Genomic DNA, 17,582 nt, shown 5'->3' with positions numbered 1-17,582 from the left:
GTTGATAACTCCCTGGTCGTGCCCGCGCGCCCGGACTGACAGCGGCTGCGCCAGGGCGCATGCTGGTCCCATGACGGATGTGGCCGGGCGGGAGACCGAGCGCGCGGAGGCGCGCCCGGACGCGCCCGAGCCGCAGCTCGACCCCGGCCCGGACGCGCCCACGGTGAAGCTGACCGCCGACGGGCGGCCCCGCCCGAGCGGCCTGCGCGGGGTCTGGCTGCTGCTCAAGCGGACCGCCGTGCGGGCCTGGGACGACAACATCTTCAGCGAGTCCGCCTCCGCGGCGTTCTGGCAGACCCTCTCCCTCCCGCCGCTGCTGCTGGGGCTGCTCGGCGCGCTCGGCTACATCGGGGACTGGTTCGGGCCGGACACGATCAACCTCGCCCAACGCCAGCTCGTCGCAGGCGCCTCCATCGTGTTCAGCGACAACGCGGTCGACGAGATCATCGCGCCCACCATCGAGCAACTGCTCACCACCGGCCGCGGGGAGCTCGTCTCGCTCGGCTTCGTCATCTCGCTGTGGTCCGGCTCGTCGGCGATGTCGTCGTTCGTCGACGCGATCACCCGCGCGCACGACCAGTACGGCGTCCGCAACCCCGTGTGGCAGCGGATCCTCGCGCTGCTGATGTACATCGTGGGGCTGGTCGGCGGGATCGTCTCGCTGCCGCTGCTCGCGCTGGGCCCCGACCGGCTGCCGAAGCTGCTGCCCGCGTCCTGGCAGGACACGGCGATCCAGCTGATCGGCTGGCTGTACTACCCGGTGCTCGGGGTCGGGCTGATCCTCGCCCTGACCACGCTCTACAAGCTGGCGCTGCCGGCCAAGCCGCCGTGGTACCGGGGGCTGCCCGGCGCGGTGCTCGCCGCCGTCGTGTTCCTGGTCGGGGCCACCGGCCTGCGTGTCTACATCAACTGGCTGCTCGGCACCGGGTACACCTACGGCGCGCTCGCCGCGCCCATCGCCTTCCTGCTGGCCACCTTCTTCATCGGCATGGCGATCGTGGTCGGTGCGCACTTCAACGCGTCCATCCAGCACTTCTGGCCCAAACGGCTCAAGGACCGCCGGGGCACCGTCCCCCAGCCGCACCTGGGGTGAGCTCGTCCACCGCGCGGACGTGCCGCGGCGGGGCCCCGCCGCAGTAGGCTCCGCCGGTGGGCTGGTTGCGCCGGCACGACCCGGGTCTGGTCGCGGTGCGGCGGGCTGCGCGCGTCACGATCGTCGCGTGCCTCGGCTTCTACCTGAGCCGGTACGCCCTCGACAACGCCGTGATGGCCACCTACGCGCTGTTCGGCGCGGTCGCCCTCGGGATCCTGTCCCAGATCACCGGCGACCGCGCGCGGCGCCTGCGGACCCTGGCCCTGATGCTGCCCGTCGGCTCGGTGCTCATCACCCTCGGCACGCTGCTGTCCGTGCACCTCGCCACGGCCACCCTCGGGATGCTCGTGCTCGGGTTCGCCGTGAGCTTCGTGGGGGTCGGCGGGTCGCGACTCGTCGGGATCGCGGCGGGCAGCCAGCTGCTCTACATCCTGCCGTCCTTCCCGCCCTACGATCCCGGGTCGCTGGGCTGGCGGCTGCTCGGGTTCGTGCTGGCGGTGGCGCTGTTGGCCCTCGCCGAGGTGCTGCTGTGGCCGGAGCCCGATCCCCGGCCCTACCGGGACCGGCTGCGGGCGGCGGTCGCGTCCCTGGCCGTGTGTCTCGACGCCGTGGCGGACGACTGGGCGGGCGGCGGGCGGGACCGGCTGGCCGCGGCGCTGCCCGCCGCGCTGGACGCGTCGGAGGAGCTGCGGCCGTCGCGGCTCCCGCCGGGACAGACACCCGCCTCGGCGAGCCGACGCGACCGGGCGCTCACCATCGCCGCCGCCACCACCCGCCTGCTCATCGGGCGCGCCGCCGACCTCACCCGCCGCGACGAGCGGACCGGGCCCGACCTGCCCGCGGCGACCGCGCTGCTGCGCGAGGTCGCGGGCTGTGTCGCGGCCGCGGGCGCCTGGCTCGGCGGCACCGGGCCGCTGCCGGACACCGACCGGATGACCGCCGCGCTCACCGGGTTCCGGGCGGTCCGGTCGGCCACCTCGCCCGACGGCCTCCCGGTCGAGAACCTTCGGCTGGGCTCGACCGCGCTGATGCTCGCGGAGTGGGCGACCTCGCTGGTCACGGCCCTGCGGATCGCGGCGGGTGCCCCCGTCCCGCCGGACCGCACGCCCCCCGAGGCCCGGCCCGGGCTGTTCTGGTTCGCCCACGAGAGCGAACCGGCGCTCTACTGGCGGCGGGTGCGCGGGCACCTCACCCCGCGGTCGGTGTTCTTCCAGGGCGCGTTGCGGCTCGCGCTGGCGCTCGGCGCGGCCCGGTTCCTCGCCGGCTTCTTCGACCTGTCCCACGGCTTCTGGGTGCTGCTCACGATCCTCACCGTCCTGCGCACCACGGCCGCCGAGACCCGCTCGACGCTGCGCCCGGCGATCATCGGAACCACGTGCGGCGCGCTGCTCGCGGCCGCGATCCTGGTGGTGGGGTTCCCGCCCCTGGTCTACGCCGTGGTGCTGCCGGTCGTGATGGTCGTCGGGTTCTCAGCGGGGCCGCTGCTCGGTGCGGGAGCGGCCCAGGCGCTGTTCACCCTGGTCATCTCGATGGTGTTCGCCCAGCTCAGTCCCGCCGACTGGCACCTGGCCGAGGCCCGGCTGTTCGACGTCGCCGTCGGGGCGGTCGTCGGCATCGCCGCCGGGCTCGTGGCCTGGCCGCGCGGCGGATCGGGGGAGCTGCACCGGTCGGTGGCGGAGTTCCTGGCGGACGCGGCGGGCGTCGTGCGGGAGACCGTGCGGGTGGTGGCCGAGGGGGCGCGGCCCGGGGACGCGCTGCCGCGCGCCCGCCGGACCGGGCTGCTCGCCGAGACGACCTACGCCCTCTACGCCGCCGAGCGACACCCCAAGCAGGGGATCGTCGACTGGCAGGCGACGCTCTCCGCGGGCCACCACGCCGTGCGCGGCGCGGAGACGCTGGTCCGGGACTGCCCGACGGGCCGGTTGCTCAGCTGCGTGGGCCCGCTCGACCAGGCGGCGGCGGACGTCGCGGCCCGCTTCGAGCACGTCGCGCTCGGCCTGGCGCGTCGGGACCGCACCGCACTCACGGCCCCCACGCTGCCCCCGCCGGTGCTGGACTGGCCGACCGACCTCGGACCGGACCTGTTCCACCTCTCCGACCTGCGGGTCTGGCTCGACGGCCTGCGCGGCGACCTCAGCCGCGTGACCGACGCACCGCCGCTCGGAGCCCCTGCTGCAACAGCGTCGCCTCCGCGGGCAACGTCAGCCACGTGAACCCGAGCTCCCGGTAGCGCGGCGCCCACTCGGGATCGCCGCAGAACACCCCGACGGGGAGGTCGGTCGCGCCGGTGATCCCGCGCAGCAGGTCGCGGTAGCCGGGGTCGTCCAGGGGCGGCACCGCGCCGCGTCCCGAGCTCAACGACAGGTCCGAGGGCCCGACGAACAGGGCGTCGACGCCGGGGACCGCGGCGATCGCGTCCAGGTCGGCGACGGCCGCCATGGTCTCGATCATGATCACGCAGCCGCCGGGGGCGAGCACGTCCCGGCCGGTCCACCCCACGCGGGACGGCCCGAAGCTGCGGGTGCCCGCGGGCGGGTAGGCACACGCCGCGGCCGCGGCGGCCGCCTCCGTGGCCGAGTCCACCAACGGCACGATCACCCCGGCCGCGCCCCGGTCGAGCGCCTGGGCGATGGGCTCCGGAGCGTTGTGCGACACCCGGACCAGCGCGGGCGTCTCGCCGCAGGCCTGGAGCAGGGGGAGGAGATCACCGAGCACGCCGTGCTGGGCGTCGAGACAGACGAGGTCCACCCCCGATCGCGCCACCATCTCCACCGTGGCGGTCGCCCCGACCGCACACCACCCGACGACCGCCCCGGCGCCAATCTCCACCCCCGAGTCCTACCCCGCGCGGCCCGGCCTCGCGAGTCCTCGGCTCCGTGCGCGCGAGGTCTGACGCTGGGGCGGCCCAAGCACCGCTGAGTGACGCTTGGGACGCCCAAGCGTCGCTGAGCGACGCTGGGGACGCCCAAGCGTCGGCGAGTGACGCTTGGGCGGCCCAAGCGCCGGTGAGCGACGCTTGGGACGCCCAAGCGTCGGCGAGCCCGGAGGCGCGAGTCGCCGGGCACGGCGTGGTGGCCCGGATGCGGAGCCGCGGCGGCATAGGGTCACCCGGTGCTCGGGGTCAGTCACGCCACGTCGGGAGCGGCCCTCGGGCTGGTGATCGCGGGGCTGGCGCCGCAGACCGTCGGGATGACGCCGACGGCGGGCGGCATCCTCACGTTCGCCGGGGTCACGGCGGGTGCCGCGCTCCTGCCGGACCTCGACCATCCCAGCTCGACCGCGACCCGCCGGTTCTCGTGGGCCTCCTGGCTCGCGGCCCACGCCGTGCGCCCGCTGTCCGCCCTGGTCTTCCGGCTGACGCGCGGGCCCCGCGACAGCGGCCGCGGCACGCACCGCGGCCTCACCCACACCCTCGCCGGCGCGCTCCTGCTGGGCGGCGCAGTGGCCGCGGCGAGCGCGCGGTGGGGGACCCCGGTCACGGTCGGGGTGCTGTTCGTCTGCCTGGCGCTCGCGATCAAGGGGCTCGACGGCCTCGTCCCCGGTCCGCCGTCGCTGGTCATCGCCGCGGGTCTGACCTGGGCCGCGGAGACCGCCCTCCCGGGTGGGACGGCCGGGACGGCCGGGACGGCGGGCTGGCTCGGCCTCGCGGTCGGGCTGGGGATGCTCGTGCACTCACTCGGCGACGCGGTGACCGAGTCCGGCGCACCGCTGCTCTGGCCGCTGCCGATCCGCGGCAGGCACTGGTACCCGGTGGGGAGCCCGCGCTCACTCCGGTTCCGCGCAGGCGGCCGCGTCGAGTCGCTGCTGGTGGCCCCGGTGCTGACCGCCGCCACCCTCGCCCTGGCCGTGTGGGTGGTCCCGGGCGCGGCTCGAGGTCCTGCTCGACCTGCGCGACCGGCTCACCGCACTCGGATCCATGATCGGCACGCCCCCGGCCGGAGGGGCATGATGGAGCCGTGAGCGAGTGGGAGCTGCCGGACCGGCCCGTCATCGGGATCCTGCACCCGGGCGCGATGGGCGCCGCGATCGGTTCGGCGCTCAAACCCCGCGCCGGCGCGGTGATCTGGGCCGCGGCCGACCGTTCGCAGGCCACGTCGAAGCGCGCCGAGCTGGCCGACCTGGTCGCCGTCCCGGACGTCGCCGAGCTCGCCCGCCGCGCCCACGTCGTCATCTCGATCTGCCCGCCCGGCGCGGCACGCGAGGTCGCGGAGCAGGTCGCGGCCGCCGTCGAGGGGCAGCCGCGGCGCCCGCTCTACGTCGACGCCAACGCCGTGTCGCCCGCCACCGTCTCCGGGATGGCCGAGCTCTTCCCGGACGACGGCCTGGTCGACGGCGCCGTCATCGGCCCGCCCGCCTGGGAGCGGGGGACGACCGTGCTCTGGCTGTCCGGGCCGCACGCACCCCTCGTCGAGGCCCTGTTCGCGGGGACCCCGTTCGAGGCCCGCCACCTGGGGCCGGAGCTGGGTCGGGCGAGCGCGCTCAAGGCGTGCTTCGCGCTGCAGAGCAAGGCGCTGTCGGCGATCTGGCTTGCGCTGGACGAGGCCGCCCGCGCCCTCGACGTCGACGAGGCGCTGCGCGAGGAGCTCGCCCGGACCGGGGTGGACTACCCCGCCCGGCTCGGGGCCGCGTCGCGGGTCGCCAAGGAGAAGGGCTGGCGCTGGGTCGCGGAGATGGAGGAGGCGGCCGACACCCTGCTCGCCGCGGGCGTCCCCGACGGCTTCTCACGAGCGGCGGCGGAGATGTACCGCCGGGCGTGAGCGGAGCGCGGACTCGCGGGTCCGGAACGGGGGACTCGCGGGTCAGCTGGGGCCGAAGCGTTCGGCGCGGATGCGGCTCGCGTCCACGCCCGCGGACTGGAGGAGGTCCGTCGCGTGGTCGCAGAAGGGCGGGGTGCCGCAGACGTAGACCGTCTGGTCCGGGGTCAGCAGGCCCGCGAGGTCCTCGGCGACCAGGCGGCCCGCGGCGCGGCCGTAGCCCGGCGGGGTCTGGCGTGTGTAGGCGACGGAGACCTCGGGGCCGGTCAGCTCGTCCGCGTAGTAGAGGTCCGCGGGGCGGCGGGCGGAGACCAGCAGCCGGAACGGCGCGGTCGTCCGCTCCCGGGACAGGCGCAGCATCGACATCAGCGGCACCACGCCCGACCCGCCCGCGACGCCGAGCGCGGGCGCCGACCCGTCCCACGCGAACCAGCCGCCGATCGGCCCCCGGACCTCCAGCTCGTCGCCGACCTCGACGACGTCGTGCAGGAAGCCCGAGACCTCGCCGCCCGGCAGCAGCTCCACGGTGAGGTCGATCGTGTCCGACCCGGGTACCGAGGCGACCGAGTAGTCCCGGGAGGCGGTGTAGCCGTCGTCCGCGGTCAGGCGCAGCACGTAGTACTGCCCGGCGACGTGCGCGGAGACCGTCGGCAGCCGCAGGCGCAGCGTCTTGGCGGACGGGGTCTCCCGACGGACGTCGACCACGGTCGCGGTCTGCCAGCTCGGCACCTCAGTCCCCCTGGTAGCGCTGCTCGAGCCAGGGGTCGCCGCGGTCGTGGTAGCCGTTGCGCTCCCAGAACCCCTGCTCGTCCTCGGCCATGATCCGCAGGCCCGAGACCCATTTGGCGGACTTCCAGAAGTACAGGTGCGGCACCAGCAGCCGCGCCGGGCCGCCGTGTTCGGGGGTGAGCGGCGCCCCGTCGGCGTCCCAGACCACCCACGCCTTCCCGTCGGTGACGTCCTCCAGCGGCAGGTTGGTGGTGTAGCCGGTGTGCGAGGTCGCCATCACGTAGGCGGCGTCCGGGTCGAGCTCGACCGACTCGAGGAGGGTGTCCACGGAGACGCCGTCGAAGGTCGTGTCGAAGCGTGACCAGGTGGTGACGCAGTGGATCGCGCCCTCGTAGCGGGAGCGCGGCAGGGCCTGGATCTGGTCCCACGTCCACGTCGCGGGCTCGGCGACGAGGCCCTCGATCGTGAACGTCCAGCGGTCGGTGTGCAGCCGAGGGGTGGGCTCGGCGTTCAGCACCGGCCAGTCCCGGCCGGAGTCGTACTGCCCCGGGGGCAGGCGGGGATCCCGGTCCTTGCGCCGACCGGTGAAACCACGGGTGATGGCCATGGCTCCATCATGCCGGGTCGGTGCGGACGCCGGGGAGCCTGCGGTCCAGGGCGAGCGCACCGAAGCCCAACCCGAGGAACAGCACCGCCACCACCACGCAGTTGATCGCGACCCGGCCGTACCCGAGGGCGACGACGTCGACGAACGGATACGGGTACCAGGCGATGACGGCACCCCGCACCAGGGTGAACGCGAGCCACGCGACGGGATAGACGGCGGTGAGCAGCACGACGCGCACGCTCGTGAGCCCGCGCGGCCCGAACAGCAGCCACCCGAGCACCGCCAGCACCGGGGTGACCATGTGACAGAGCACCGTGGCGACCTCGTGGATGCCGGTCAGGTGCACGAGGGGGGCCAGCACCAGGTTGTAGACGATCCCGGTCACGGCGATCGCGACCGCGGCGTCGAGCACGAGCACCCGCCAGAGCGTGGAGGTCCGCTCGGGCCGGATCGCGAGCGCCACGTGCACGACACCGACGAGCAGGTTCGACAGGATCGTGAAGTAGGCGAAGACGTTGGCCACCTGGGCGCCGCGCGTCGGGAACGTGGGGGTCAGCGCGGGCCCCGCCGTGGCGGTGCCGATCAGCTGGACGAGCACGCCGAGCAGCGCGACGGCGGCGACGAGCCCGAACCAGGGCCGCGCCAGCGGGAGATACCGAGCCACCCGCGAAACGTAGTGTGCGGGCCGCGCGTGCGGCGATAACGATCACTGCGCGATCAGGTGACGGTCCGGCTCGTCCCCTTTCGGTCGGTCTGGGCGGACGCAGCGTCACGGCCGGGTCACCCGATCGCCGGAAGCCGGACACGGAGCGCGAACGTCATCCCGGTGGAACCGCTGCGACACAGGTTCGTAACGAGACGTGGGGACCGTGCGACTCGAAGACGCCCCCCGGACACCCCGGCGCCCGCAGAGGGAGAGCAATGACCCCGGCCGACGACTACGACATCGGATTCACCGGTGCGCGATTCGGCGGTGCGCCGCGCAAGCGCCGCAAGAAGAAGAAGGACGACCAGGCCGTCGCCGAGGTGGACACGGCCGCCATCCCCGTCGTGGACGCCGAGCCCGCGGCCCCTGCCGAGCCCGCCGTGCCGCAGGAGCCCGCGGGCTTCCACGAGGTCCCGGACGTCGGCTACACCGGCGCCCGGTTCGGCGGGTCGTCGCGGCGGCGCCGGGACAAGGAGGCCCACCCGGAGCCGATCCTGGTGCTCCCCGAGCCGGCCGCGCCCGTCGTCGAGGAACCGGCCTACGAGGAGTTCGACGAGTCCGGCCGCTCCCTGGCCGTGCGCCCGTACTTCTACACCAAGGGCCGCACCCGGTCGCGCTACGAGCTGGCGATCGAGACGCTGGTGTCCACACAGGCCGGGGCGCTGACCCGACCCGAGCTCGTCGAGCACCGGGTGGTCCTCGACCTGTGCCGCGAGCCGAAGTCGGTCGCCGAGGTGGGGGCGCTGCTGGGGATCCCCCTCGGCGTCGCCCGGGTCGTCGTCGGCGACCTGGCGGTGACGGGTGCGCTCGAGGTGCACAGCACCGTGGCGGCCGAGGGCCCGGACGTGGCGCTGATGGAGCGGGTGCTGGCCGGGCTGCGCAGGCTCTGACCGAACGGCCGGGCCCTCGGGCGGCGGGCCCGGCCGATCTGTGGCAGAACTCGTCCATGAGCGAGTTCCTGCCCCCGCCCGTCCCGACCGTCGCGGCCCCCTTCCACACCCCGGAGCGCGCGAAGCTGCAGGAGCAGGCCAGGGCGTTCGCGACCGAGCGGGTGCTGCCGGTGGCCGACGAGCTGGACAAGGTCAAGGGCGAGATCCCGCGCGACCTGCTCGACGAGATGGGCGCCCTCGGCTACTTCGGCATCACCGTGGACCGCGAGTTCGGCGGCCTGGGCCTCGGCGCCTTCGAGTACTGCCTGATCGCCGAGGAGCTGGCGCGCGGCTGGATGAGCGTCGGGAGCATCATCGCCCGCGCCCAGGGCGCGGGCACCGGGGTGGCCGACCCGGACCGGCGTGCGGAGCTGTTGCGCCGCAGCGCCGCGGGCACGTGGATCGGGGCCATCGCCCTCTCCGAACCGGACGCCGGGTCCGACCTCGCCGCCGTCGCCACCCGGGCGGAGCGGGACGGCGACGACTTCGTGATCACCGGCCGCAAGCGCTGGATCGGCAACGCCAAGGCGGCGGACTTCCTCCAGGTGCTCGTCCGCACGGCCGACCCCGAGCCGGGGGAGAAGCGCTCCGCGGGGCTGGCGACGCTCGTCGTGGAGAAGGAGCGGGGGACCTTCCCGGACGGGCTCACCGGCAGGCCGATCGACAAGATCGGCTACCACGGGTTCGTCACCTGGGACCTGGAGTTCGACGGGGTGCGCGTCCCGGCGGCGAACCTGCTGGGGGAGCAGGGGTTCTCCGACGCGCAGCGGTGGCTGAACATCGCCCGCGTGCACACCGCCGCGCGCGCCGTGGGGCTCGCGCGCGGCGCCGTCGAGGACTGCATCGTCTACCTGCAGCAGCGCGAACAGTTCGACCACCCGATCGGCGACTTCCAGGCCGTGCGCTTCAAGCTGGCCGCGATGGCGGCCCGCGTGGAGCAGGCGCGGTCGTTCTACCAGCACGTCGCCCACCGCCTGGACCAGGGCGAACCGTGCGAACGGGAGGCGGCGATGGTGAAGCTGCTGGCCACCGAGATGGCCGCGGAGGTGACCGGCGACGGCATCCAGCTGCACGGCGGGAACGGCTACACCACCGAGCACCGGGTGGAGCGCTACTGGCGGGACGCCCGCCTGACCACGATCTTCGAAGGCACCAGCGAGATCCAACAGAAGATCATCGCCGACCGGCTGCTGCCCCGCAGCCCCCTGGGCTGAGCGAAGGCGCCGCGCACCCGGGCGGTCATCGGACCAGGCCCGTGCGGAACGCCAGGACCACCGCCTGCACGCGGTCCCGCGAGCCGGTCTTGGCGAGGATGTGGCCGACGTGCGTCTTGACCGTGGCCTCGGAGACCACGTGCTCGGCCGCGATCTCGGCGTTGGTGAGGCCCTGCCCGATGAGGGTCAGCACGTCCCGTTCGCGGGGCGTCAGGTCCGCGAGTCGGGCGGGCTCCGCCGTGCGGTCGAGCAGCGGTGCGGCCTGGCGGAGCAGCCGCCGGGTGGAGGCGGGATCCACGACGGCGTCACCGCGGTGGACGGTCCGCACCGCCTCCACCAGGTACTCCGGCGTGACGTCCTTGAGCAGGAACCCGCTGGCCCCGGCGGCGATCGCGGCCGTCACGGCGCTGTCGAGGTCGTAGGTGGTGAGCACGACGACCTTCACCTCGGGGTGCGCGGCCACCACGCGCCGGGTCGCCTCGATGCCGTCGACGCGGGCCATCCGGACGTCCATCAGCACCAGGTCGGCGGGCGTGCGGGCGAGCGCGGGCAGCACCTCGTCGCCGTCGGACGCCTCGGCGACCACCTCGATGTCCGGCTGCGCTCCGAGCACCATGCCGAACCCGGCGCGGACGAGGTCCTGGTCGTCGGCCAGGCAGATCCTGATCATGCGGGCAGCCGCACGTGCACGCGGAACCCGCCCTCGGGCCGCGGACCGGCCTCGACCTCACCGCCGTGGGCCGCGACCCGCTCCCGCATCCCGGCCAGCCCGTGCCCGCCCAGGGTGCCCGCGGTCCCCAGCACGGGCCCCGCGGGCCCGTCGTCGGTCACCTCCACCTCCAGGAGGTCGGGCTGCCAGGTCAGCGCGACGGTGGCCCGCGCCTCGCGGCCCGCGTGCTTGACGGTGTTCGTGAGCGCCTCCTGCACGGCGCGGTAGACGGTGAGCCCGAGGCCCGCCGGGACGGCCCGGGCGGTCCCGGTCGTCCGCAGCCGCGCGCCCGCGTCCTCGACCAGGCCGGGGACGGCGTCCAGCCCGGGCTGTGGCGGTGCCCCCTCGGCCTGCCGGTCGTGCAGCAGGCCCAGGAGCGCCCGGACGTCCGCGAGCGCGCCGCGCCCCGTCTGCGCGATCGTCTCGAGCACCCGGGTGGCCTGCGCGGTCCGGCCCGCGCCCGCGGCGATCCGGCCGCCGTCCGCCTGCACGACGATCACCGAGAGCGAGTGGGCGATGATGTCGTGCATCTCCCGCGAGATCCGGGCCCGCTCGGCGAGGACGGCGAGCCGTTCGCGCTGCTCCTGCTCGGTCTCCAGCAGCATCGCCCGTTCCTGCAGGTGCACGACCTCGCGGCGGCCCAGGCGGCGCAGCGCCCCGCCGAGCCAGGCCGTCGCCGACGCGAGGGCCGCCCCGACGACCAGCACGAGGAAGACCCCCCACCGCTGGTCCCCGAGCCCGCGGAGCAGCCAGGTCACGCCGACTCCCGCCCCGCCCAGCACCGCGATCCCCGCCGCGAGCAGCCCGGAGCGCCGCGGCCCCCACGCCGCGAGCGAGTAGATCGTCGCGACCACCGCCGGGGTGATCGCGATGGCGACCAGGCCGAACCCGACCGTCGCGAGCCCACAGGCCAGCACGACGAGCGCGCCCACCATCGGCCTGGTCCGGCGGAGCACGAGCGACGCACCGCCCACCGACGCCACCACGATCTCCGCGGGCCCCAGGCCACGGGTCGAGAGCAGCCCGACCGCGATCACGGCGGCGGCGATCACCGCATCGGGCACCAGCGGATGGGCGCGGAGCCAGTCCGCCGCCCGCTCGGCCGCCGTCACGCCGCCACCGCGGCCCGCCGCGGGCGGACGACCGCCTCCGGGAGGGTGTGCAGCACCCACTCGACCGGCCCGCGCCGGTGCCGCCACAGCAGGGCGACCACCAGGATCACGGCGGCGAAGACGGCGGTGGCGACGAAGGCGGTCGAGGGCCGGCCGTTCCAGCCGGGGGCCAGGCCGTCGAGCAGCGCGATCGCGACGATGTGCAGCACGTACACCGAGGCGGCGAGGCGCCCGACCGCGGACAGCGGGACGAGCACCCGGGACGGGAGCGCGCACGCCCCCGCGATGATCATCGCCGCCACACCCGCCGAGCCTAGGATCTCGAAGGTCGTCCCGCTGTGCGGGGTCGCGACCAGCAGGAACGCCGGGGTGATCGTGCCGGTCGTGCCCAGCGCGCCCTGCTCCAGCACCGCGGTGAGCTGGTCGACGGGCACCCCGGTCTGCGCGGCGATCGGCGCGAGGGCGGCGCGGATCGCGGCGCGCCCGCCCAGGACGTCGAGCGCGAGTCGGGAGCCGCCGTACCCCGCGACGGCGGCGCCCAGCCCGGCGAACGCGACCCGGATGCGGACCGCCGCGGCCCGCAGGTCCAGCCGCCCGATCGCGAGCCCGACCAGCACGAACGGCACCCAGGTCAGCACCGGGTAGGCGCCGGTCAGCAGCAACCGGACGGCGGCGTCCCCGGCCGCAGCCCAGGACGTCAGGTCCCCGGGGGAGACCGACCCTCCTGCGGTGTCGCTCGGGAACGCGCTGCGCAGCAGGAACGACACCGCAGGCGCGACGACCGCCCAGGCCAGTGCCGTGAGGAGCAGGGCCCGCGGCCGCCACCGCAGGGCGGGCAGGGCCAGCAGGAACAGCAGCGCGTAGGTGCAGAGGATCACCATCGGGCCCGTCGAGACCGTCGCCAGCCCGAGGCCCAGCGCGAACAGGAGCGCCGACCGCACGGCGATCCGGCCGCGGGCCCGCGGGGTGACCCGAGCGTCCGGCCCGCCGGTCGCCAGCGCGAGCGACACCCCGGCCAGCACCCCGAACAGGATCGCCGACCGCCCGGCGGCCACCGTGAACGGCACGGTCCCCGCCGCCGCGACCGCGACGTGCGTCAGCACCATGCCCAGCACGGCGAGCCCCCGCGCGGCGTCGACCCCGTTCACCCGTTCCGCCATGCCCTCGACCCTGGCGGACCGCCCGGGCCCCCACATCGGGCCGCGGGTGGAGATCGTCCTCCACCCGCGGTCGCAGCCCGGGGGCGGAGCACTAGGGCGTGTCTCCCAATCCGCCACCGCCGGGCCCGGTGATCCACGTCGCCGCCGGCAAGGCAGCCGGGCCGCCCTCATACCGGGCGTATTCGGGCGGTCCGGCAACGCCGCCGGCGGCGGCGTGGGCGCCGGGAGCGACGGTGGCGGATTGGGAGACACGCCCTAGTCCCCGAACCCCGTGATCCACACGACCGCCTCGCCCGCCTCGTCGGACGCGGCGAGGTCCACCTCGGCGGTGATCGCCCAGTCGTGGTCGTCCTCGGGGTCGTCGATGACCTGCCGGACGAGCCAGCGCTCCGGCTCCTCGACGATGTCGATCATCTTGGGGCCGCGGGCGTCCGGGCCGATCCCGATGCCGCCGTAGCCGTGCAGCTCGAAGAAGGGCGCGAACGCCGCGCGCCAGCGGTCGGCGGTCCAGCCCGCGGCGCCGTCGAGCTCGCCGAGCAGGTCCCAGCGGTTGAGCGAGGCCAGCTCCACGCGCCGGAACAGCGCGTTCCGCACCAGCACCCGGAAGGCCCGCGCGTTGCCCGTGACCCCCCGAGGCGTGGCGTCGACGGTCGGGGGCGCCGTCTCGTCGGACACCCCGCCGCCCGCGGCGAGCTCCGACCACTCGTCGAGCAGGGAGGAGTCCACCTGCCGCACCAGCTCGCCGAGCCACTCGATCAGGTCGGTGAGCTCCTCGGTGTGCGCGGCGGCGGGCACGGTCTGGCGCAGCGCCCGGTAGCAGTCCGCCAGGTAGCGCAGCACCAACCCCTCCGAGCGGGCCAGCTGGTAGAAGCCGACGTACTCGTGGAAGGTCATCGCCCGCTCGGACATGTCCCGGACCACGGACTTCGGCGAGAGCTGGGCGTCCTCGACCCACGGCGAGCCCTGCCGGTAGGTCTCCAGCGCCGCGGTCAACAGCTCGTCGAGCGGCTTCGGGTAGGTGACGTCCTCCAGGAGCGCCATCCGCTCCTCGTACTCGATGCCCTCGGCCTTCATCGCGGCGACCGCCTCGCCCTTGGCCTTGTTGAGCTGGGCGTGCAGGACCTGGCGCGGGTCGTCCAGCGTCGCCTCGACCACCGAGACGACGTCCAGGGCGTAGTCCGGGGACTCCTTGTCCAGCAGGTCGAACGCCGCCAGAGCGAAGGGGGAGAGGGGCTGGTTCAGCGCGAAGTCGAGCTGCAGGTCGCCGACGACGCGGATGGTGCGGCCCTCGGCGTCCGGCGCGTCGAGCTTCTCGACGATGCCCGCCTTCAGCAGCGCCCGGTAGATCTGGATGGCGCGCAGGATGTGCCTGCGCTGTCGCGGCCGCGGCTCGTGGTTGTCCTCGAGCAGGTGCCGCATCGCCGCGAACGCCTCCCCCGGCCGGGAGATCACGTTCAGCAGCATGGCGAAGGTGACCTGGAAGTGGCTGGTCAGCGGCTCGGGCTGGGCGGTCTGCAGCTTCTCGTACGAGGTCTGCGACCAGCCGACGAACCCCTCCGGCGCCTGCACCCGGACCACCCGGCGCCGCTTCTTGACGTCGTCGCCCGCCTTGGCCAGCCGCCGGGCGTTCTCGATCTCGTGCTCCGGCGCCTCCGCGACGACCGTGCCGATCGTGTCGTACCCGGCGCGGCCCGCCCGCCCCGCGATCTGGTGGAACTCGCGCGCCTTGAGCGGCCGCGTGCGCGTGCCGTCGTACTTCGACAACGCCGTGAACAGCACCGTCCGGATCGGCACGTTGATCCCGACGCCGAGGGTGTCCGTCCCGCAGATGATCTTGAGCAGTCCGGCCTGGGCCAGGGTCTCCACCAGCCGTCGGTAGCGGGGGAGCATGCCGGCGTGGTGCACCCCGATCCCGTGCCGCACCAGCCGCGACAGGGTCTTGCCGAAGCCCGCGGTGAACCGGAAGTTCCCGATCAGCTCGGCGATCGCCGCCTTCTCCTCCTTCGTCGTCACGTTGACCGACATCAGGGACTGGGCGCGCTCGACGGCGGACTGCTGCGTGAAGTGCACGATGTACACCGGCGCCTGCTGCCCCTTCAGCAGGTCGTCGATCGTCTCGTGCATCGGCGTGACGACGTACTCGTAGAACAGCGGCACCGGCCGCTCCACCGAGGTGATCTCCACGGTGTCCCGCCCGGTGCGCCGGGTCAGATCCTCCTTGAAGAAGGTCGTGTCCCCGAGCGTGGCGCTCATCAGGAGGAACTGCGCCTGCGGCAGCTCGACCAGCGGCACCTGCCACGCCCACCCGCGCGACGGGTCGGCGTAGAAGTGGAACTCGTCCATCACCACGGACCCGACGTCCGCCCGCGCGCCCTGGCGCAGGGCGATGTTCGCCAGGATCTCGGCGGTGCAGCAGATGATCTCCGCGCCCTCGTTGACCGCGGCGTCCCCGGTGAGCATGCCGACCTTCTCGGGGCCGAACACGTCGATCAGGGCGAAGAACTTCTCGCTGACCAGCGCCTTGATCGGCGCGGTGTAGAAGGTGCGGGCGCCGCGGGCGAGCGCGGCGGCGTGGGCCGCGATGGCGACGAGCGACTTCCCGGAGCCGGTCGGGGTGGACAGGATGACGTTCCCGCCGGTCGCGATCTCGAGCAGCGCCTCCTCCTGCGCCGGGTACAGCGACAGGCCCCGTTCCTCGAAGGCCCAGTCCGCGAACGTCTCGACCAGGGCGTCGGGGTCGTCACCGGGGGGCAGGCGGTCCGTGAGCAGGGAGGAGGTCATGATGCACCGATTGTCCACCACCCGCCGCATCCGACGGCCGGCTGGGCGCGTGAGCGCCACCGTACGGCCGAAAGGGTGACGGACCGGAGGTCAGGCGGGTTACCGTGAGGACGTGACCAGGCGGGGTGCGGGCAGCGGCGTGCCCTCCGCCATTCCCTCCGTCGTCTCGCCGATGCTCCCCTCCCAGGGCGACCTGCCCGAGCGCGGCCGCGCGGACTGGGCCGTCGAGTTCGCGTGGGCCGGGTTCCGCTGCGTCGCCTACGCCGAGCCCGACCGCGTGCGGCTGCTGTCCTCCACCGCCCGCAACGTCACCAACAGCTTCCCGGAGCTGGCGGTGCTCCGCGAGCGGGCACCCGGCGCCGGGATGGTGCTGGACGGCGTGGTCGTCGCCCTGGACGACGCGGGCCGCCCCTCCCGGCTGCCCCTGATGCGCCGCACCGCCACCATCGCCCCCAGCGAGGGCCTGCTGGACCGGGTGCCGATCGGGTTCGTGGTCACCGACCTGCTGTGGCTCGACGGCCGCTCGCTGCTCCGCAGCCCCTACCACCAGCGCCGCGCGCTGCTGGAGGAGCTGGAGATCGGTGGGCCGCCCGTGCTCGTGCCGCCGAGCCACCCGGCGGACGAGGCCGAGTTCGTGATGGAGGCCGCCGAGCGCTACGGGCTCGACGGGCTGCACCTCAAGCGGGTCGACGCGTCCTACAAGTCCGGTCGGCGCACGAAGGACTGGCTGCGGGTCCCGCTGCGGCGCAGCCGCCCCGTCGTCGTGGGCGGGTGGCTGCCCGCGGACGGCCGGGGACGGATCGCGGCGCTGCTGCTCGGCATCCCGGAGTCCCCCGGCGGGCCGCTGCGCTACGTCGGGCGGGTCGGGGTCGGCTCGACCCAGGCGCGCCGGGAGATCGCCGGCCTGATCCGCACCATGAACGCCCGGACCTCGTCGTTCGCGGCCGAGGGGCCCGGTGCGGTGCCGGGCCCGGTCGCCGCGGGCGCCCGCTGGCTGCGGCCCGAGCTCGTCGGCCGGGCGGAGTACCAGGGCTGGACGCGCGGTGCCCACCTGCGGCTGCCGGTCTGGGGCGGGCTCGTCGAGCCGGACGAGATCGAGCCGGACGAGTGGGACGGCACCCCCTGGCACCAGGAGCAGGCCCCCGCCGCCGAGGAACGGGAGGTCTTCGGGCCCGGGCTCGACCCCCCGCCCGCGCCCCCGGCCGCCCCCACCGGACCCACCGCACCCACCGCACCCACGCCGCCGCCCGCCCCGTTCGCGGCGAGCTCGCTGAACCGCAGCCTCGAGCAGCACTTCGTCTACAACACGTTCAACACCATCGCCTCGATCATGCGGACGGACGCGGGGAAGGCCCGCGAGCTGCTGCTCGGGTTCGCCGACCTCTCGCGGACGGCGGACCGGGTCGGCAGCCCCGCGATCCCGCTGTCCGAGGAGCTGGCCGCGGTCCGCGCCTACCTCGACATCGAGAAGGCGCGTTTCGGCCGCAGGCTCGACCCGGTCGTCGAGGTCGCCGCCGAGGTCGCCGAGGTCGAGGTGGCGCCGCTGCAGATCCTCGCCGTCGTCCGGGAGACGGTGCAGCGGTCGATCGAGCAGCGCCCGGACGGCGGCAGGCTCGTGGTCACCGTGGTCCCGGCGGGGGGCGGGGCCGTGGTCGAGGTGGTGGACGAGGGCCACACGTCCACCCGCGTGGTGCTCCCGGCACCCAGCGCCACGACTGTGTGAACGGCGTGTGAAACACGGTCCGGATCGCACCGCCGGTCTCCGAGCGCGATCTCCGAAACGCTACG

The 17,582-nt window shown here is 74.7% G+C and carries 15 protein-coding genes; 7 read left to right on the top strand and 8 right to left on the bottom strand.

Annotated elements, in window-relative coordinates; all coding sequences use genetic code 11:
• The first annotated feature begins 70 nt into the window (after positions 1-70).
• Together BLS43_RS00425 and BLS43_RS00420 are read left to right on the top strand one after the other, a co-directional pair.
• Positions 71-1,093 (top strand): YihY/virulence factor BrkB family protein, encoded by a 1,023-nt coding sequence (locus tag BLS43_RS00425; RefSeq protein WP_093074804.1) that lies wholly within the window; start codon positions 71-73, stop codon positions 1,091-1,093.
• Between the two features lie 56 nt (positions 1,094-1,149).
• Positions 1,150-3,306 (top strand): FUSC family protein, encoded by a 2,157-nt coding sequence (locus tag BLS43_RS00420; protein WP_093074800.1) that lies wholly within the window; start codon positions 1,150-1,152, stop codon positions 3,304-3,306.
• Here BLS43_RS00420 and BLS43_RS00415 read toward each other — a convergent pair.
• Positions 3,227-3,922 carry an HpcH/HpaI aldolase family protein gene (locus tag BLS43_RS00415; protein ID WP_093074796.1) on the bottom strand — a complete coding sequence of 232 codons (696 nt, stop codon included), beginning with the start codon at positions 3,920-3,922 and terminating at the stop codon, positions 3,227-3,229. The two genes, BLS43_RS00420 and BLS43_RS00415, sit on opposite strands and share 80 nt — an antisense overlap.
• A gap of 282 nt (positions 3,923-4,204) precedes the next feature.
• On the opposite strand from BLS43_RS00415, the gene BLS43_RS00410 reads away from it, so the two are divergent.
• The gene (locus BLS43_RS00410) at positions 4,205-5,053 is read left to right on the top strand and encodes a metal-dependent hydrolase (protein WP_093074792.1); all 849 of its coding nucleotides are present in this window, start codon (positions 4,205-4,207) and stop codon (positions 5,051-5,053) included.
• Positions 5,050-5,850 (top strand): NAD(P)-dependent oxidoreductase, encoded by an 801-nt coding sequence (locus tag BLS43_RS00405; RefSeq protein ID WP_245707216.1) that lies wholly within the window; start codon positions 5,050-5,052, stop codon positions 5,848-5,850. The genes BLS43_RS00410 and BLS43_RS00405 overlap by 4 nt, the downstream gene beginning before the upstream one ends.
• 42 nt (positions 5,851-5,892) lie before the next feature.
• Here BLS43_RS00405 and BLS43_RS00400 read toward each other — a convergent pair whose 3' ends face one another.
• Genes BLS43_RS00400 through BLS43_RS00390 form a run of 3 tightly spaced genes read right to left on the bottom strand, consistent with a single transcriptional unit; the run spans position 5,893 to position 7,847 of the window.
• The gene (locus tag BLS43_RS00400; protein ID WP_093074789.1) at positions 5,893-6,576 is read right to left on the bottom strand and encodes an FAD-binding oxidoreductase; all 684 of its coding nucleotides are present in this window, start codon (positions 6,574-6,576) and stop codon (positions 5,893-5,895) included.
• A gap of 1 nt (position 6,577) precedes the next feature.
• Positions 6,578-7,183: a sulfite oxidase-like oxidoreductase gene (locus BLS43_RS00395; protein WP_093074786.1), complete on the bottom strand. Its 606-nt coding sequence runs from the start codon at positions 7,181-7,183 to the stop codon at positions 6,578-6,580.
• 7 nt (positions 7,184-7,190) lie between these two features.
• Positions 7,191-7,847 carry a Pr6Pr family membrane protein gene (locus BLS43_RS00390; protein ID WP_237191565.1) on the bottom strand — a complete coding sequence of 219 codons (657 nt, stop codon included), beginning with the start codon at positions 7,845-7,847 and terminating at the stop codon, positions 7,191-7,193.
• Between the two features lie 257 nt (positions 7,848-8,104).
• On the opposite strand from BLS43_RS00390, the gene BLS43_RS00385 reads away from it, so the two are divergent.
• On the top strand, positions 8,105-8,779 hold the full coding sequence (locus BLS43_RS00385; RefSeq protein ID WP_093074783.1) for a DUF742 domain-containing protein: 675 nt from the start codon (positions 8,105-8,107) through the stop codon (positions 8,777-8,779).
• A 56-nt stretch (positions 8,780-8,835) separates the two neighbouring features.
• Positions 8,836-10,032 carry an acyl-CoA dehydrogenase family protein gene (locus BLS43_RS00380; protein WP_093074780.1) on the top strand — a complete coding sequence of 399 codons (1,197 nt, stop codon included), beginning with the start codon at positions 8,836-8,838 and terminating at the stop codon, positions 10,030-10,032.
• A gap of 25 nt (positions 10,033-10,057) precedes the next feature.
• Here the strand turns inward: BLS43_RS00380 and BLS43_RS00375 are convergent, their stop codons facing one another.
• From BLS43_RS00375 to BLS43_RS00360, 4 genes are all read right to left on the bottom strand, one after another.
• On the bottom strand, positions 10,058-10,702 hold the full coding sequence (locus BLS43_RS00375; protein WP_093074777.1) for a response regulator: 645 nt from the start codon (positions 10,700-10,702) through the stop codon (positions 10,058-10,060).
• Positions 10,699-11,853 (bottom strand): sensor histidine kinase, encoded by a 1,155-nt coding sequence (locus BLS43_RS00370; protein WP_093074773.1) that lies wholly within the window; start codon positions 11,851-11,853, stop codon positions 10,699-10,701. Before BLS43_RS00370 ends, BLS43_RS00375 begins: the two co-directional genes overlap by 4 nt.
• On the bottom strand, positions 11,850-13,013 hold the full coding sequence (locus tag BLS43_RS00365) for a DUF418 domain-containing protein (RefSeq protein WP_176921112.1): 1,164 nt from the start codon (positions 13,011-13,013) through the stop codon (positions 11,850-11,852). Before BLS43_RS00365 ends, BLS43_RS00370 begins: the two co-directional genes overlap by 4 nt.
• Positions 13,014-13,268: 255 nt before the next feature.
• Entirely contained in the window at positions 13,269-15,794 is a 2,526-nt protein-coding gene (locus BLS43_RS00360) for a DEAD/DEAH box helicase (RefSeq protein ID WP_093075974.1), read from the bottom strand.
• A 112-nt stretch (positions 15,795-15,906) separates the two neighbouring features.
• On the opposite strand from BLS43_RS00360, the gene BLS43_RS00355 reads away from it, so the two are divergent.
• Complete coding sequence (locus tag BLS43_RS00355) at positions 15,907-17,517, top strand: ATP-dependent DNA ligase (protein WP_143029901.1); 1,611 nt, start codon at positions 15,907-15,909, stop codon at positions 17,515-17,517.
• The last annotated feature ends 65 nt before the right edge of the window (positions 17,518-17,582 follow it).

This window comes from Pseudonocardia oroxyli (genome assembly GCF_900102195.1).
Classification (GTDB): Bacteria; Actinomycetota; Actinomycetes; order Mycobacteriales; family Pseudonocardiaceae; genus Pseudonocardia; species Pseudonocardia oroxyli.
Note: the sequence above shows the minus strand (reverse complement) of the source record. Positions and strands in the feature narration are given on the sequence as shown.

Excerpts from the sequence above, each read along its gene's own strand:
- BLS43_RS00425 (WP_093074804.1), top strand. The coding sequence starts at position 71 with ATGACGGATGTGGCCGGGCGGGAGACCGAGCGCGCGGAGGCGCGCCCG.
- BLS43_RS00395 (WP_093074786.1), bottom strand. The coding sequence starts at position 7,183 with ATGGCCATCACCCGTGGTTTCACCGGTCGGCGCAAGGACCGGGATCCC.
- BLS43_RS00385 (WP_093074783.1), top strand. The coding sequence starts at position 8,105 with ATGACCCCGGCCGACGACTACGACATCGGATTCACCGGTGCGCGATTC.
- BLS43_RS00380 (WP_093074780.1), top strand. The coding sequence starts at position 8,836 with ATGAGCGAGTTCCTGCCCCCGCCCGTCCCGACCGTCGCGGCCCCCTTC.
- BLS43_RS00375 (WP_093074777.1), bottom strand. The coding sequence starts at position 10,702 with ATGATCAGGATCTGCCTGGCCGACGACCAGGACCTCGTCCGCGCCGGG.
- BLS43_RS00365 (WP_176921112.1), bottom strand. The coding sequence starts at position 13,013 with ATGGCGGAACGGGTGAACGGGGTCGACGCCGCGCGGGGGCTCGCCGTG.
- BLS43_RS00360 (WP_093075974.1), bottom strand. The coding sequence starts at position 15,794 with ATGACCTCCTCCCTGCTCACGGACCGCCTGCCCCCCGGTGACGACCCC.